Below are 15,577 nucleotides of genomic sequence, written 5' to 3' on the forward strand. Positions count from 1 at the left end.
AGCTCCCGATCTTGAGCTCCCGACTCCGAGCTCTCGACCCCAAACTCTGAAACCCGAGCTCTCACCCCCAAGCCACGAACCATGATCCCGGTAACGGATGGACGCCATCGGGGCATTTGTACACAATATGCAAAATTCCCACACAGTCCCCACATCATGCCATTCAAGACCCGGGCCCAGTACGTCGCCGACGATCTGCGCCGACGCATTCTCGGCGGCGAATTCAGCGGCGGTACCCAACTGCGCCAGGATGCCCTGGCCAAGGATTACGGCGTCAGCCGAATTCCGGTACGCGAGGCACTGCTGACCTTGGAAGCGGAGGGGCTGGTCGAGTTCCACGCCCACCGCGGCGCCTTCACCACTGAGCTGTCGGTGGCCAAGATCCGTGAGCTGTTCGACCTGCGCGTGCTGGTCGAGGGCTACGTACTCGAACGTGCCATCCCGCGTCTGACCCCCACGGACCTGGCACAGGCCGAGACCATCCTGAGCGACTACGACGACGCCCTGAATGCCGGGCGCCAGATCGATCACTGGAGCGATTTCAACTTCGCCTTTCATCGCGCCCTCTACGCCCCCGCCGAGCTGCCCGAGGCGATGGCGATGATCGCTCAGCTCAATACCAAGTCGGATCGTTACATCCGCATGCAGCTGCTCTACACCCGCCAGATCGAAAAGGCCGAGCGCGAGCACCACGCGCTGCTCGATCTCGCCCGCCAGGGTGACGCCCAGGCGCCTGCCAGGTGCTCGAACGGCATATCCTCGACGCCTGCGAGGGGATCGTCGCAGTACTCGAGCGCAATCTGGCCAGCCAGGCCTGAGCGCGAGCCGTCCCGCGCATCCAGCGTCGACGAGATCACGCGCCGTCTTCCCGCACCGCCCGTGATCCCTGCGCACCACCCACGATAGCCATCGACAAGCGCTCCGGCGGCGGGCATGATGGATTTTATACAATCTACAAAGCCATCATCGTGATGCGCGCCAGGACGAGTCATCGCGCGCTACCCAGCGCGAGACGCCTGCCCATGCCCACTCTCCACCACCCCTGCCTCGCCGAATGCCCGGGGCTCTTCGGACGCCCGACGCGCTTCAGATGCGGATATCGCCGTGGTCGGCGCGGGCATCGTCGGCGTCTGCTGCGCGCTGGCGCTGGCTCGCCAGGGCCAGCGCGTGCTGGTGCTCGACCCGCAGCCACCGGGCATGGGGGCCTCCTTCGGCAATGCCAGCCATCTGGCCACCGAGCAGGTCTTCCCCATCGCCGATGCCGGCATCCTCAAGCGCCTGCCGTGCATGCTGCTCGACCCGCTGGGGCCTCTGCGTCTGGACTGGCGCCACCTGCCACGCGGGCTGCCGTGGTTCGCGCGCCTGCTGTGGAACCTGCGCCCGGGCCCTACCGCGCCAGCGTGGCCGGACTCGGCGCGCTCAACGGCGCTAGCCTGGGCGCCTGGGCAGCGGCTGCTGACCTCGGTGGACGCCGGTCCCCTGCTGCACCAGCAGGGCTCGGTGCTGGCCTACGAGAAGCCGGACTCGCTGGCGCTGCTGACGGCGCTGGCCGAGCGCACCCGCGCCCAGGGCGTGCCGGTGGAACCGTGGGATGCCGCCAAGCTTCATGCCGCGGCGCCGACACTCTCGCCACGCCTGCGCGGCGGGCTCTTCTTTCCCGCCACCGGCCACTTCCTCAATCCGCTGCGGGTGGTGGAGACCCTGGCCGAGGCGGCGCGGCGCGAAGGCGTGCGTTTTCTCCGCGAGCGGGTGCGCGACGGCCACACCACAACGGAGGGCGTCACGCTGACCACCACACAGCGCACGCTGCGGGTCGCCCGCGTGCTGATCGCCTGCGGCGCCCACTCGGCAGCGCTGACAGAGGCGCTGACCGGCGTCCGCGTGCCGCTGGACACCGAGCGCGGCTACCATCTGATGCTACCCCGCGAGCAGGCACGGCTGCCGTTCGCGGTCACCGCCTTCGAGCGCCGCTTCATCATGACGCCGCTGCCCGACGGCCTGCGCCTGGCCGGCACGGTGGAGTTCGCCGGACTCGAGCGCCCGCCCAACCTGGAGCGCGCCTGGCAGTTGCATCGTCTCAGCAAGGGGCTGTTCACGCAGGAGCTCGACATCACCGATGCCAGTACCTGGATGGGCTTTCGCCCCTCGCTGCCGGACTCGCTGCCGATCATCGACCGTGCCCGGGGCGGGCGCGTGCTGCTGGCGTTCGGTCACCAGCACCTAGGGCTGACCCAGGCGGCGATCAGCGCCGAGATGATCGCCGCCCTGGCGCGCTCAGGCGATGACACCACCGCCACCGCGGGCCCGAGCGCCGCATCACCCGCGCACGACCTGCCGGCGTTCGCGCCTTACCGCCTGACGCGATTTGGCCGTGAGCGCTGACGATGGGCGCTGAAGTGATGAACGCCGGGTCCGGGCCTTGGACTCAGCGGCGCGATAGCCGCAGCGGCATCTGCCGATTGACGTCCTTGTAGAGCAGATAGCGGAACGGCCCCGGCCCGCCGGCATAGCAGGACTGCGGGCAGAAGGCGCGCAGCCACATGAAATCGCCGGCTTCGACCTCGACCCAGTCCTGATTGAGGTGATAGACCGCGCGCCCCTCGAGCACATAGAGGCCATGCTCCATCACGTGGGTCTCGTCGAACGGGATCACCCCGCCCGGCTGGAAAGTGACGATGGTGACATGCATGTCGTGGCGCAGGTCGGTGGGGTCGACGAAGCGTGTGGTCGCCCAGCGGCCGTCGGTATCCGGCATCGGCGTCGGCGCGATCTCCTGCTCGTTGGTGACGAAGGCCGGCGGCACCTCCACCCCCTCGACGACCTCATAGGCCTTGCGGATCCAGTGAAAGCGCACCGCCTCAGCGGCGTGATTGTGCAACTGCCAGTCACACCCCGGCGGCAGGTAGGCGTAGCCCCCCGGGGTCATGACATGCGCCTGGCCGGCCAGGGTCAGGGCCATCTCCCCTTCGACCACGAACAGCACGCCCTCGGCTTCCGGGTCCGACTCGGGGCGCTGGCTGCCACCGCCCGGAGCAACCTCCATGATGTACTGGGAGAAGGTTTCGGCAAAGCCGGAGAGCGGGCGCGCCAGCACCCACAGCCGGGTCTTTTCCCAGTGCGGCAGGTAGCTGGTAACGATATCGCTCATCACCCCCTTGGGGATCACCGCGTAGGCTTCGGTGAATACCGCGCGGTCATGGATCAACTGGCTCTGCGGCGGTAGACCGCCATGCGGGGCGTAATAGCGACGTGGCGGCTGGGCGCCACGGGGAGCGTCGGATTGCGACATGGGTCCTCCTCGGTGAAGGCACGGTGTCACCCGGGCAGGCTCGCGACCGAGCCCCGGGCCGGCACAGGCCAGTGAAACATCAAGCAAACGCGCGTGAAACGCCAATGAAACCAGCGTAACGGAAGAGGGCTTTTCGCGGCCATCGAGTTGTGAAACTATCGATCGGGTCCGAACGGCCCCGCGCTTCGGACACGCCCAGGGCGTCACCACAAGAATAAACCGGGGGCGGCGTCATACGCCGCAGGCACGCGCTCTCAGCCGGTTCGACCGGACATCACAACAGCAACACGACAGAGAGGACGAAGCGTCCATGAGCCCATCATCCGAGGCGGATCTTGACCGTTCGCACAAGAAACGATCGTTTCATATACCGCATATCTACGCCATCCTTTTCCTCTTCATCATCCTCGCGGCCATCGCCACCTACCTGATCCCCGCCGGCGTCTACGAGCGCGTGCCGGGGCCAGCGGGACGCACCACCATCGACCCGGCCTCGTTCCACTACGTGCCCGCCACGCCGACCGGGCTAACCGACTTCCTGCTGGCGATCCCCAACGGCCTGATGAGCGCCGGCCAGGTGGTGTTCTTCACCCTGATCATCGGCGGCATGTTCGCGGTGCTGCGGCGTACCGGCATCATCGAACTGGGTGTGGATAACCTGACCCGCCACTTCGCCGGGCGCAGCCTGTGGGTGATTCCGGTGCTGATGACGCTGTTCGCCGTCATCGCCACGCTGATCGGCACCCAGGAGCTGTCGCTGGTCTATGTGCCGGTGATTCTGCCGCTGATGATCGCGCTGCGCTTCGACTCGGTGGTCGCCGCCGCGGTGGCGCTGTGTGCCACCACCGCCGGCTTCACCGCCGGCGTGCTCAACCCGATCAACACCGGGCTCGGCCAGCAGCTCTCCCATCTGCCGCTCTACTCGGGCTTCGGCCTGCGCCTGGTGGCGCTGGTCGCCATGCTCGCGGTGGCCGTGGTGTGGGTGCTGCGCTATGCCCGCCGGGTGCGTGACGACGCCAGCGCCAGCCTGCTCGACGACGACGCCGGCGAGCACGCCAAGCGGCACCACTACCAGCATGCGCTGGATGCCGACAAGCCGCGCGCCAGCGGGCGACAGAAGGCCGCCATCCTGGCCGCCCTGGGCTTCTTCGCCGCGCTGGTCTACGGCGTGCTCGGGCAGGGCTGGTTCATGCTCGAGATGGCGGGGCTGTTCATCGTCATGGGTATCGTCGTCGGCCTGATCGCCGGGCTCAAGGTCGATGCCATCTGCGAAGGCTTCAACGAGGGTTTCCGCGACGTCATGGTCGGCGCCATGATCGCCGGTATCGCCCGCGCCGTGGCCGTGGTGCTGGAAGATGGCCAGGTGCTCGACACCATGGTCCACGGCCTCGGTGTCGCGGTGGGCGGCCTGCCCACACTGTTCTCGGCGCTGGGCATGTATCTGGCCCAGCTCGGCTTCAACTTCGTGGTGCCCTCCGGCAGCGGTCAGGCGCTGGTGACCATGCCGATCATGGCGCCGCTCTCGGACCTGCTCGGGGTGACCCGCCAGACCGCGGTCCTCGCCTATCAGTTGGGCGACGGGATCGGCAACATCCTCTACCCCACCTCCGGCTACTTCATGGCCACCCTGGCCCTGGCCGGCGTGCCGTGGCAGCGCTGGGTGCGCTTCTTCCTGCCGCTGTTCGGCGCCTGGGTGGCGATCGCCGTGGCCCTGCTACTGTTTGCCCAGGCCAGCGGCTGGCAGGGTTAGGGCTGGTACGAGAGCTGCCGCCGCGTCGACGGCGCGGCGGCAGTCGAGTTCAGGGGCCCAGCTCGTCGAGCGACTCATACAGATCGGTGATGCCGTCGATCCGTGCCCGCCCCGATGCCAGCCGACGGTGCAGCAGGGCGTTGGCCAGCAGGCAGATCAGGCTCATCGGCGCGGCGTAGCTGTCGAACGCCGAGACGCTGTCCAGCGGACATTCGAGCCGCCAGGTGACATGCTCGGCGTAGCGCGCGGTGGTGGCATCGCCGATCAGCACACAGCGCTGCCCGCGCGCCGCCAGGGTCTCGATCAGCGCCTCGAACACCCGCGGCCGGCGGCGGAAGCCGAACAGCACCACCAGGGTCTCGGGATCGAGCTCGGCGAGCTCCTCGGCCAGCGACTGATTGGGCGCCGGCCATAGCGCCACGCCGGGGCGGCACTGCAGTAGCTGCTGGCGCAGATGCAGCGCCAGCGGGTAACTGTTGCGATAGCCCACCACCGCCAGCCGCGGCGCGGCGTCGAGCGCGTCGATCACCGCCTCGAAGCCGGCCGCCGAGAGCCCTTCGAGACACGCTGCAGATTCTCCTGCTCGCGGGCCAGGTGCCGGGAATAGCGCTCGGCACCTTCACCCAAGGCGTCGCTGCCCGCCGCCAGCGGCACGCCGACGTGGCGCAGCTCCCGGGCATGGGCCTTGACCGCCTTGAAATCGGCATAGCCCAAGCGCCGGAACAGCCGCGTCACGGTGGCCTTGGAGACCCCCGAGAGACGTGCCAGGTCGGCGGCGCTGTAGATCGCGAGATCCTCGAAGTGATCCAGAATGAAGCTGGCGACTCGCCGCTCCTGCGGCGCCAGTTCGCCGAAGCGCTGCTGGAGCTGACGTCCGATATGGCCCTGCATGCGTGCTGTCCCTGTCTCTCGTTCCCTGACTGTCGTTTCCTGACTGTCGTTCCCTGGCTCAGCTCCAGCCGTGCTGGCTGGCCCAGTGGCGGGCGATATCCACACGCCGGGTTATCCACACCCGGTCGTGGGCTTCGAGGTGATCGAGGAAGCGCTGCAGCGCGCGAAAGCGCCCGGGGCGTCCGATCAGTCGGCAGTGCAGGCCGATCGAGAGCATCTTGGGCGTCTCGGCCCCCTCCGCATAGAGCACGTCGAAGGCGTCACGCAGATACTGGAAGAACGGCTCGCCATGATCGAAGCCGTGGGCGAGGCGAAGCGCATATCGTTGCTGTCCAGGGTGTAGGGCACGATCAGATGGCGCTGGCTGCGCCCCTGGCTGTCGTCGACATCGCGCCAGAACGGTAGATCGTCGCCGTAGTAGTCGCTGTCGTAGAGGAAGCCACCCTCGTCCACCAGCAGCCGCCGGGTATTGGGGCTGTCACGGCCGGTGTACCAGCCCAGCGGGCGCTCGCCGTAGAGCGACTCGAAGATCGCCAGCGCGCGCTGCAGGTGCGCCCGCTCCACTGCCTCCGGCACGTTCTGGTAGTGGATCCAGCGATAGCCGTGGCAGGCCACCTCGTGGCCCAGCTCGCGGAACGCCTGGGCGGCTTCCGGGTGGCGCTCCAGCGCCATCGCCACGCCGAACACCGTCAACGGCAGGCCGCGCCGCTCGAACTCCTTGAGCACCCGCCACACCCCGGCGCGGGAGCCATACTCGTAGATCGACTCCATGCTCAGATGACGATCGGGGTAGGCCTCGGCACCGGCGATCTCGGAGAGAAACTGTTCGGCGTGCGCATCGCCGTGAAGCACACAGTTCTCCGCGCCCTCCTCGTAGTTGAGCACGAACTGTACCGCGACCCGGGCCTGGCCGGGCCAGTTGGACTGGGGCGGGTTACGGCCGTAGCCGATCAGGTCGCGGGGATAACCGTCATGCGCGGAAGACGTCATTGCAGAATTCCTTGTTCTAGTACCTTGCCCAGTGCCGGCTCCGCTGCCGAGGTTCGCTGTCGGTACGCGATCGGCGGCACGAGAATGCATGCATACGAGAGCAACATGAATTGTATCCATTCACGCTGCAAGCCTGCCCATGATGCGCCGGCACGAGCCGACTGTCTCGCACTCAGGCATCGCGCCAGATGCTGTATACGAAAGCGCCCGGCGAAAATCATTCGATGGCAGATGCCAACCTACTGACATGGCTTGAAAAGCTCGATGATGGCCGCCCAGGCGCCGCCTGCATGGCGGCGCGGGCGAGGTCATCCTGCTTGCGTTGCGCCGCCATCTCGCTTAGATTTTTTTGTATACAAAGGCTATAGCTCATTACCCACAACGCTAGGCCTCGATGCCCTGCTGCCGCGTCGCGTCGAGCCTCGTTCAGGAGTCATCCCCCGATGCGGATTCGCGTCATCAATCCCAACACCACCGCCAGCATGACCACGACCATCGGCGAGGCGGCCTCACATATCGCTTCGCCGGGCACCGAGATCGTGGCGACGACCCCCAAGAGCGGCCCGGTCTCCATCGAGAGCCACTTCGATGAAGCCATCAGCGCCGTCGGCGTGCTCGAAGAGGTCATGGCGGGGGAGCGCGAGGGCGTGGATGCCTACATCATCGCCTGCTTCGGCGACCCGGGGCTGCTGGCCGCCCGCGAGCTGACCCGCGCCCCGGTCATCGGCATCGCCGAGGCGGCCTTCCACATGGCCACGCTGATCAGCACCCGCTTCTCCATCGTCACCACCCTGGGTCGCACCGGCATCATCGCCGAACACCTGCTCGACCAGTACGGCTTTCGCCACCACTGCCGCCGCGTGCGCGCGGCCGAGATCCCGGTGCTGGATCTGGAGAGCGACGGCGAGGCGGCGCTGACCCGCATCATCGAGGAGTGCCGACGCGCCCGGGACGAGGATGGCATCGGCGCCATCGTCCTGGGCTGCGGGGGCATGGCCGACCTGACCGGTGAGATCGGCGACGCCGTCGGCCTGCCGGTGGTCGAGGGCGTGACCGCTGCGGTCAAGCTCAGCGAAGCCCTAGTGGGGTTGGGGCTGGGCACCAGCAAGGTCGGTGATCTGGCCTTTCCCCGACCCAAGGCCTTCACCGGGCGCTTCGAGCATCTGTCTCACATGACGCGCACATGACGCACATAGGACTCTCGTACATGGCTCTCGCACAGGGCTCTCACACAGAACCCGCGCAAGCTCTTGTGCGAGTGACACGAACCACAAGGGCCGCCCCCTGCTGGACAGGTCGCCCCGTCACACAGCCATCACCCAGGATAGCGCCACATGAAACCCTAAAGCCCGAGTAGCACGCCGCAAGAGTTCGCCCGGTTCCAGACCGGGACAACAACAACAGTGATCCCATCTTGCGAGGACGACAGCATGCGTCATGACCCCAATGCGGCCCAGCCTCTATCGGCCGAGCCAACCGACACGGCCACCAAGGCCGCCGGCCAGGAGTCGCTGGCCCCACAGAAGACCCGCATCATGGGTCGCACTTCCTATCTGCTGGCCTGGTTCGGTGGCTGCGTGTCGATCGGCACCTTCACCATGGGATCCAGCGTGGTCGGCACGCTGAACCTGCTCCAGGCGACGCTGGCGATCACCATCGGGTGCTTCGTGATCGGTATCGCCCTGGCTCTGAACGGTGCCGCCGGCTACAAGTACGGCATTCCCTTCATGGTGCAGGCACGCAGCGCCTTCGGCTTCAGCGGCACCCGCCTGCCGGGGCTGGTACGCGCCGTGCCCGCCATCGTCTGGTACGGCTTTCAGAGCTGGATCGGCGCCGGCGCCTTGAACATGGTCTCGGCGACTCTGTTCGGCTTCGACAATCTGATCTTCTACTTCATTGCTTTCCAGTTCCTGCAGATCGCCCTGTCGGTAACGGGCTTCCAGGGCATCAAGTGGCTGGAGAACATCGGCAGCGCCTTCATCCTGGCCTCGCTGGTCTACATGTTCTACAGCACCACGCAGCGCTACGGCGACGAACTCTCGGCCAGCCTGCTGACCATGAAGGGCTCCTGGGGCATGCCCTTCTGGGGCGCGACCATGCTGTTCCTGGGTATCTACAGCACCATGATGCTCAACGTCAGCGACTACTCCCGTGAGCACAAGGAGGGCAGCGGCCCGGGGTTGTTGACCACCCTCTACGCCATGTCGATCCTGCCCTGCACGCTGTTCATGGGGCTGATCGGCTATATGGTCTCCGAAGCCACCGGCGTCGCCGATCCGATCAAGGTCTTCGCCAATGCGGTCGACAATACGCCGCTTTTGATGACCACCCTGCTGTTCATCGCCTTCGCCCAGGTCACCACCAACGTGCTCAACAACGTGGTACCGCCGACCTACGTGCTGATGGATACCTTCAAGCTGAAGTACCGCACGGCCGCGGTCGTTGTCGGCCTGCTGGCCTTCGCCACCTTCCCCTGGGAGCTGGTGAAGGACGAGTCCGCCGCCGGCCTGCAGGTCTTCGTGCAGACCTACTCCGCCTTTCTCGGCCCAATCTTCGCCATCCTGGTGGTCGACTACTACCTGATCCGCCGCCGCACCCTGGATCTCGACAAGCTGTACGACTCGAGCGGGCCCTACCGCGGCGTGAATCTCGGGGCAGTGATCGCCACCCTGGTGGGCGTGGTCGCGGCCTTCAGTATCTCCACCGTCTCCTGGTACGCCAGCCTGCTTCCGGCCGGGCTGACCTACTTCCTGCTGATGAAGTACTGGTCTCCATGCCGGCGCTTCTGCGACTGAGGCCACGGCATCGGGGGCATCGAGAAAAACGACATGACGGGCAAGGATGCTCTCCGAGAGCGGGCTCTTCGCGGCGCAGGGCCTGGCATCAATCACAATGACAACTGGCCTTCACCATGACCGACCAAGAATTGAACATCCGGCAGATCGATCGGACGCTCTTCAACGAAGATCTTGCCCCGCTGCCGAAACACAAGCGCAGCTGGGGCTGGTTCGAGATATTCAATGTCTGGGCGAACGACATCCAGAGTCTGTTCGGCTATACCCTGGCCGCCTCGCTGTTCATCTCCTATGGCCTCAACGGCTGGGCGGTGATGGCGGCGATCATTCTGGCCGGCTTCGTGGTGATGTGGCTGGTCAATCTGAGCGGCAGACCCAGCGTTAAATACGGTATCCCCTTTCCGGTGATGATCCGTGCCAGCATGGGCGTGCGCGGCGCCAACCTGCCGGCGATGCTGCGCGCGATCATCGGCATCTTCTGGTACGGGGTGCAGACCTACTTCGCCTCGACGGCGCTGACCCTGCTGCTGACGGCGCTGTTCGGCGACCCCGGCGGGCAGTGGCTGGGCCTGTCGGCCATCGGCTGGCTGTCGTTCGTGGTCGTCTGGCTGTTCCAGATCACCCTGTTCTGGCAGGGCGTCGACAAGATCAAGCACTTCCTCAACTGGGCGGGGCCGCTGGTCTATGTCGTCATGGTCGTGCTGATGATCGTCGTCTGGTTCCAGGCCGGCAGCGATCTGCTGCCCGCCGTCAGCACCATCTTCAGCACCAGCAGCGACTATCAGGGCAGCGCCATCGGCGCCTTCCTGACGATCACCGGCACCATGATCGCCTACTTCGCGGCGGTGGTGATCAACTTCGGCGACTTCTCGCGCTTCGTCAGAAGCGAACGCGACATGAAGCTCGGCAACCTGCTGGGCCTGCCGCTCAACGTGGCCATCTTCTCCTTCATCGCCCTGATCATCACCGCCGGCACCCTGGTGCTGTTCGGCGTACCGCTGACCAACCCCTCCGAGATCATCGAGCGGGTCGACTCGCTGCCGCTGACGCTGCTCGCTGCGGTCACCTTCTTCGCTGCGACCGTCGGTATCAACCTGGTGGCCAATTTCATTCCGCCGGCCTATGACCTGGCCAACCTCTTCCCCCGAAAGATCAGCTTTCGCATCGGCGGGTTGATCACCGCGGTGATCGCTTTCTTCGTCGGAGCGCTGTGGGTCGCCGTGATCAGCCACATCGGCATCCCCGGCTTCGTCAATGCGCTCGGCGCCGTGATCGCGCCCTTCTACGGCATCATCGTGGTCGACTACTACCTGGTGCGGCGCCAGCGGCTGGATATTCAGGACATGTTCTCCAGCGATCCCAACGGCGCCTACCATTACGTCAAGGGCTGGAACCGGCGAGCCCTGATCGCCTTCGGCCTGGCCGCGCTATTCTCCATCGCCTCGGTGTGGGTACCCGCGCTGCAGGTGCTGGGCGGCTACGCCTGGCTGATTGGCGCCGCCCTGGGCGGCGGGCTCTACTACCTGCTGATGCTGAAACAGCCCGAGCGCAAGGCGGTCAACACCTGATCGGCAATCTTTCCCCTGCCACCTTGCCCTGCTACCAAAAACCCCCGCCGACCGCGGGGGTTTTACGTTGACGATGCCCTCGGCGGGCCACCTGTCAGGATGAAAATATCGTATAGAGATCCGGTGTCTCATCCGCTTCGTCATGAATGGAGAGCGAGGCCTCGATCGCCTTGAGATGGCGCTGCATGAAGGCCACCGCGCGCTCGCCGCGGCCGCTCTCGAGTAGCGTCACCAGCTCGTCGTGGTCATGGGATTCACAGCCCAGATGACCACGCCCGCCGTAGACCGCCAGGATCAGCGACGAACGCGAGCAGAGACGCTCGATGAACTCCGCCAGCGGGGCGTTGCCGGCCAGCTCGGCGAGACGCTGATGGAAGCGCGCCGAAAGCTGGATCGCCTGGCTCTGCTCCCCGGCGCGCAGTGCGCGACGCTCGCTCGCCGCCAGCTCGCGCAGCGCCTCGACGTCTGCCGGCGTCAGGCGTCGGGCAGCCCACGGCATCAGCTGACACTCCACCAATTGGCGCGCGGCGAAGACGTCGCGCGCCTCCTCGATGCTTGGCCGGGCGACGCTGGCGCCGCGGCGCGGGGTCAGCGTGACCAGATGCTCCAGCGCCAGACGTTGCAGGATCTTGCGGATGCCGGTGCGGCTGACGCCGAAGACCTCGGCCAAGGCATCCTCGCGCAGGCGCGCCCCCGGCTTGAGCCGGTGTTCGACGATCGCCTCGCGGATACGCCGGTAGATCTCCTGATGCCGTTCGGCACCGTCGCCGGCCTTGCCCGCCCCGCGACGGCGCACAAGCTTGGCCGCAGGCGTCTGGCTCGACGCCGTGGTGGCATCGGCGCGTTTCCCCATGCTGTCAGACTCCTTGAGTGCATCCCTGCGATTGTATCGGCCGGGCGGTGGGCTGCCCACGCCGCGGCGGATCAGCTACCGCGATAGGTCGAGTAGCCGAACGGTGACAGCAGCAGCGGCACGTGATAGTGCTCGCCGGGGGCATCGATCGTGAAGCGCAGCGGGATGAGATCGAGAAAGCCTCCCGGTGCGCCGCTGGCGGCGAGATAGTCGCCGGCGTGGAAGATCAGCTCGTAGCAGCCGGCGCGGAACTCGGCGCCGGCCAGCAGCGGTGCGTCGCCGCGCCCGTCGGCATTGGTCTGGAGCGTCGCCAGCCGAGTGCGGCGTTCGCCATCGAGGCGGTAGAGCTCGATGCGCAGATCCGCGGCCGGACAGCCGCGGGCGGTATCCAGCACATGGGTGGTCAGGTAACCAGAGTCGGTATCGCTCATGCACGCCTCGCGATCGGGAGCGGAGAAAGGGGTGGCCAAGTCGTACCGGCGGCCAGCCGCGGGGAAAGGCTGGATCGACACGAGCGCTTGGCGGTAGCTTAGAGCCAGCCACATGGATCAGCCCCATGGGGATGACTCTATTCAAAGCGCTTCATATACCAGATTCAAGGGACGGCCCCGATGTCGGATCATCTGCACCCACGCCCCAGCCAGCTCACGCGCGAGGAATTCATCGCCAATTACGGTGATATCTACGAACACTCGGCGTGGATCGCCGCCGCGGCCTGGGACAGCGGCCTCGATAGCCGCCACGATACCCCCGCGGGGCTCGCCGCGCGGCTGCGCGAGCCGGTCGACGCCGCCTCCCCCGATGCCCAGCTCGCGCTGATCCGCGCCCACCCGGACCTGGCCGCCAAGGCCGCCGTGGCGGCGACCCTGACCGCGGATTCGCGCCGCGAGCAGGCCGGCGCCGGGCTCGACCAGTGCACCCCGGAGGAGTTCTCCCGCTTCGAGCAGCTCAACGCCGCCTACCGCGAGCGCTTCGGTTTCCCCTTCGTGATTGCCGTGCGCGGTCTCGACCGCCACGCCATTCTCGACGCCTTCGAACAGCGCCTGGCACAGACCCCGGAGGCCGAACGCCACACCGCGATTGCCCAGATCCACCGGATCGCCCTGCTGCGCCTGGAGGCGCGCGCGACCCCGCACCTGACGTCCGCCCGCGAAGACAGCCTCCTACCGCTCGGGTTATCCTGAACGATGCCTGGCGCCGCCCGCATGGCGCGCGCCGGACTCAGCCAAGAATCTCAACCATGACTATCAACCACGAGAGCGGCAGCGGGTGACGGAACGAAAGCGGCAGCGGGCGGGCGACACCGACCAGCAACGGGCAGCGGACACGACTCAGCCGCAGGCGCCCGAGACGGCAGCACAGCGGGCCGCCGGCGGCGAGAAGCGCCGCGCGGTCGGACGCCCCGCCGGTGGTAGCAAGAGTGGTGGCAAGAGCGGCGGTGGCCACAGCCAGTCACTGGTGCGCGGCCTGACCATCCTCGAAGCGCTGGCCGCCGCACCCAACGGGCTGGCGCTCTCGGAGGCCGCCGACGCCGTCGGCCTGGCCCCCTCGACCGCGCACCGGCTGCTGCAGGCGCTGCACCAGCAGGGCTTCATCACCCAGGATGGCAGCAACGGCCTGTGGCGGATCGACGTCAAGACCTTCCGTATCGGCAACAGCTTTCTCGAGGCGCGCGATTTCGTCGCCACCGCGCGCCCCTTCCTGCGCCGGCTCACCGCGCTCAGCGGCGAGACCGCCAACCTGGGCATTCGTGACGACGGCATGGTGGTCTATCTGGCCCAGAGCGAATCGCCGCAGATGATGCGCATGATCACCCGCCTGGGCTCGCGCGCGCCGCTGCACGCCTCCGGCGTGGGCAAGGCATTGCTGGCGTGGATGCCCGAGCCGGAGTTCGAGCGCATCATGGGCGAGCGCCTCCTCGAAGGCGAAACGCCCAATACCCTCACCGATCTGCCCACGCTACGCGCCCAGCTGGAGACGATCCGGCGCCAGGGCTATGCGGTCGACCGCGAGGAGCACGCCATCGGTCTCAACTGCGTCGCCGCCACCCTGCACGACGAGAGCGGTCTGCCGCTGGCGGCGATCTCGGTGTCCGGCCCGGTGGCGCGCATCGACGACTCACGCCTGCCTGAGCTGGCTGCGCTGGTCGCCGATACCGCCCGCGAGATCACCGCCAGACTCGGCGGCAAGACACCCAGCGAACCGCCGGCCTGAGGTGCGGGGCGGGCACCGCGACGCGCGACGGATGATCCAGGCGAGCCTCGGCGCTACACTATCGCCCGGCCAGACCGGCCCCGATACCGCCACCCGCCAGTGAGGTCCGCCATGTCCCCGCACCTGCTCTCCGTCGACTCTCTCAATCGCGACGCCGTGGATCATCTGATCCGCCTCGCCGAGCGCATGGAACCGATCGCCCAGCGGCGCCAGGTGACGCGGGTGCTGGAGGGGGCGGTGCTCGGCAATCTGTTCTTCGAGGCCAGCACGCGCACGCGGATCAGCTTCAACGCCGCCTTCTGCCGCCTCGGCGGCAGCGTCTGCGACACCACCGGTTTCACCTTCTCGTCGATGGCCAAGGGCGAGTCGCTCTACGACACCAGCCGGGTGATGGGCGGCTATGTCGACGCCATCGTCATGCGTCACCCGGAGCAGGGCTCGGTGGCGGAGTTCGCCGAGGCGACCCGGGTGCCGGTGATCAACGGTGGCGACGGCCCCGGCGAGCACCCCAGCCAGGCGCTGCTCGACGTCTATACCATCAGCAAGGAGTTCGCGCGGCTGGGCAAGCCGCTGGCGGGGGCGCATCTACTGCTGACCGGGGACCTCAAGTACGGCCGCACGGTGCACTCGCTGATCAAGCTGCTGTCGCTCTACGATCCGCTGCGCATCACCCTGGTGTCGCCGCCGGGGCTGGAGATGCCGCAGCACCTGATCGACCTGGTCGCCTCCCGCGGCCACCGCATCGAGACCCGGCCCAGCCTGGCCGAGGATTTCGCCGATGTCGACGTGATCTACGCCACGCGCATCCAGCGCGAGCGTTTCACCGCCGAGATGACCGAGAGCTTCACCGAGCTGACTGCCGACTTCGTCGTCGACCGCGGCTTCCTCGACCGCCGCTGCTCGCCCACCACCGTGGTCATGCACCCGCTGCCGCGGGACAGCCGACCCGGCGCCAACGACCTCTCCACCGATCTCAATGGCGACCCGCGCCTGGCGATCTTCCGCCAGACCGACAACGGCATCCCCATGCGCATGGCGATCTTCGCCCATCTGCTCAAGGTGGAAGAGGAGATCGCCCGTGACCTGCGCGAAGTACGCTGGTTCGTGCCGGAGACCTTCGGCGTCGACGATCGTACGCTGAAGGCCCAATAAGAGCGCATGTCCAAACCTTCTGACGATGGGCGCCGGGGGAAGGACAAAGCGAGGGTCCTTTGCCATGGATGGCAA

Annotated in this window: 14 protein-coding genes and 1 pseudogene; 9 read left to right on the plus strand and 6 right to left on the minus strand. The window is 67.0% G+C overall.

All coding sequences use genetic code 11. The features are described 5' to 3' along the window. Positions 1-156: 156 nt before the first annotated feature. Together CN538_RS06520 and CN538_RS06525 are read left to right on the plus strand one after the other, a co-directional pair. Positions 157-906, plus strand: a complete 750-nt coding sequence (locus tag CN538_RS06520; RefSeq protein ID WP_242495605.1) for a GntR family transcriptional regulator — start codon at positions 157-159, stop codon at positions 904-906. 198 nt (positions 907-1,104) lie between these two features. Beyond that, complete coding sequence (locus CN538_RS06525) at positions 1,105-2,382, plus strand: NAD(P)/FAD-dependent oxidoreductase (protein WP_242495606.1); 1,278 nt, start codon at positions 1,105-1,107, stop codon at positions 2,380-2,382. A 43-nt stretch (positions 2,383-2,425) separates the two neighbouring features. On the opposite strand, the gene CN538_RS06530 is transcribed toward CN538_RS06525, so the two are convergent. After that, the gene (locus CN538_RS06530; RefSeq protein ID WP_106418917.1) at positions 2,426-3,289 is read right to left on the minus strand and encodes a bifunctional allantoicase/(S)-ureidoglycine aminohydrolase; all 864 of its coding nucleotides are present in this window, start codon (positions 3,287-3,289) and stop codon (positions 2,426-2,428) included. A 310-nt stretch (positions 3,290-3,599) separates the two neighbouring features. On the opposite strand from CN538_RS06530, the gene CN538_RS06535 reads away from it, so the two are divergent. Beyond that, positions 3,600-5,039, plus strand: coding sequence for a YfcC family protein (locus CN538_RS06535; protein WP_035470703.1), 1,440 nt, complete (start codon positions 3,600-3,602; stop codon positions 5,037-5,039). Between the two features lie 49 nt (positions 5,040-5,088). Here the strand turns inward: CN538_RS06535 and CN538_RS22180 are convergent, their stop codons facing one another. From CN538_RS22180 to puuE, 3 genes and pseudogenes are all read right to left on the minus strand, one after another. Next, positions 5,089-5,568, minus strand: coding sequence for a MurR/RpiR family transcriptional regulator (locus tag CN538_RS22180; RefSeq protein WP_242495607.1), 480 nt, complete (start codon positions 5,566-5,568; stop codon positions 5,089-5,091). Beyond that, a complete protein-coding gene (locus tag CN538_RS22185; protein ID WP_242495608.1) occupies positions 5,565-5,930 on the minus strand; it encodes a MurR/RpiR family transcriptional regulator in 366 nt (121 codons plus the stop codon). Before CN538_RS22185 ends, CN538_RS22180 begins: the two co-directional genes overlap by 4 nt. 58 nt (positions 5,931-5,988) lie before the next feature. Beyond that, a pseudogene (puuE, locus tag CN538_RS06545) lies at positions 5,989-6,920 on the minus strand (allantoinase PuuE). 443 nt (positions 6,921-7,363) lie between these two features. Between puuE and CN538_RS06550 the strand changes: the two are divergent. The 3 genes from CN538_RS06550 to CN538_RS06560 all read left to right on the plus strand — a co-directional run bounded on the left by CN538_RS06550 (position 7,364) and on the right by CN538_RS06560 (position 11,283). Next, positions 7,364-8,107, plus strand: a complete 744-nt coding sequence (locus CN538_RS06550) for an aspartate/glutamate racemase family protein (protein WP_106418918.1) — start codon at positions 7,364-7,366, stop codon at positions 8,105-8,107. Between the two features lie 243 nt (positions 8,108-8,350). Beyond that, a complete protein-coding gene (locus tag CN538_RS06555) occupies positions 8,351-9,715 on the plus strand; it encodes an NCS1 family transporter (protein ID WP_106418919.1) in 1,365 nt (454 codons plus the stop codon). Positions 9,716-9,831: 116 nt separating this feature from the next. After that, on the plus strand, positions 9,832-11,283 hold the full coding sequence (locus tag CN538_RS06560; protein ID WP_106418920.1) for an NCS1 family nucleobase:cation symporter-1: 1,452 nt from the start codon (positions 9,832-9,834) through the stop codon (positions 11,281-11,283). Between the two features lie 94 nt (positions 11,284-11,377). On the opposite strand, the gene CN538_RS06565 is transcribed toward CN538_RS06560, so the two are convergent. Beyond that, on the minus strand, positions 11,378-12,136 hold the full coding sequence (locus tag CN538_RS06565; RefSeq protein ID WP_106418921.1) for a GntR family transcriptional regulator: 759 nt from the start codon (positions 12,134-12,136) through the stop codon (positions 11,378-11,380). 71 nt (positions 12,137-12,207) lie between these two features. Continuing rightward, positions 12,208-12,567 (minus strand): hydroxyisourate hydrolase, encoded by a 360-nt coding sequence (gene uraH, locus CN538_RS06570; protein WP_106418922.1) that lies wholly within the window; start codon positions 12,565-12,567, stop codon positions 12,208-12,210. Between the two features lie 180 nt (positions 12,568-12,747). Here uraH and uraD point away from each other — a divergent pair, with 180 nt between their 5' ends. The 3 genes from uraD to pyrB all read left to right on the plus strand — a co-directional run bounded on the left by uraD (position 12,748) and on the right by pyrB (position 15,502). After that, positions 12,748-13,320 (plus strand): 2-oxo-4-hydroxy-4-carboxy-5-ureidoimidazoline decarboxylase, encoded by a 573-nt coding sequence (gene uraD / locus CN538_RS06575; protein WP_106418923.1) that lies wholly within the window; start codon positions 12,748-12,750, stop codon positions 13,318-13,320. Between the two features lie 85 nt (positions 13,321-13,405). Beyond that, positions 13,406-14,350 carry an IclR family transcriptional regulator gene (locus CN538_RS06580; protein WP_106418924.1) on the plus strand — a complete coding sequence of 315 codons (945 nt, stop codon included), beginning with the start codon at positions 13,406-13,408 and terminating at the stop codon, positions 14,348-14,350. A gap of 111 nt (positions 14,351-14,461) precedes the next feature. Continuing rightward, on the plus strand, positions 14,462-15,502 hold the full coding sequence (pyrB, locus tag CN538_RS06585) for an aspartate carbamoyltransferase (RefSeq protein ID WP_035470717.1): 1,041 nt from the start codon (positions 14,462-14,464) through the stop codon (positions 15,500-15,502). Positions 15,503-15,577: the final 75 nt, after the last annotated feature.

The sequence above is a fragment of the Salinicola tamaricis genome, assembly GCF_003006155.1.
GTDB lineage: Bacteria > Pseudomonadota > Gammaproteobacteria > Pseudomonadales > Halomonadaceae > Salinicola > Salinicola tamaricis.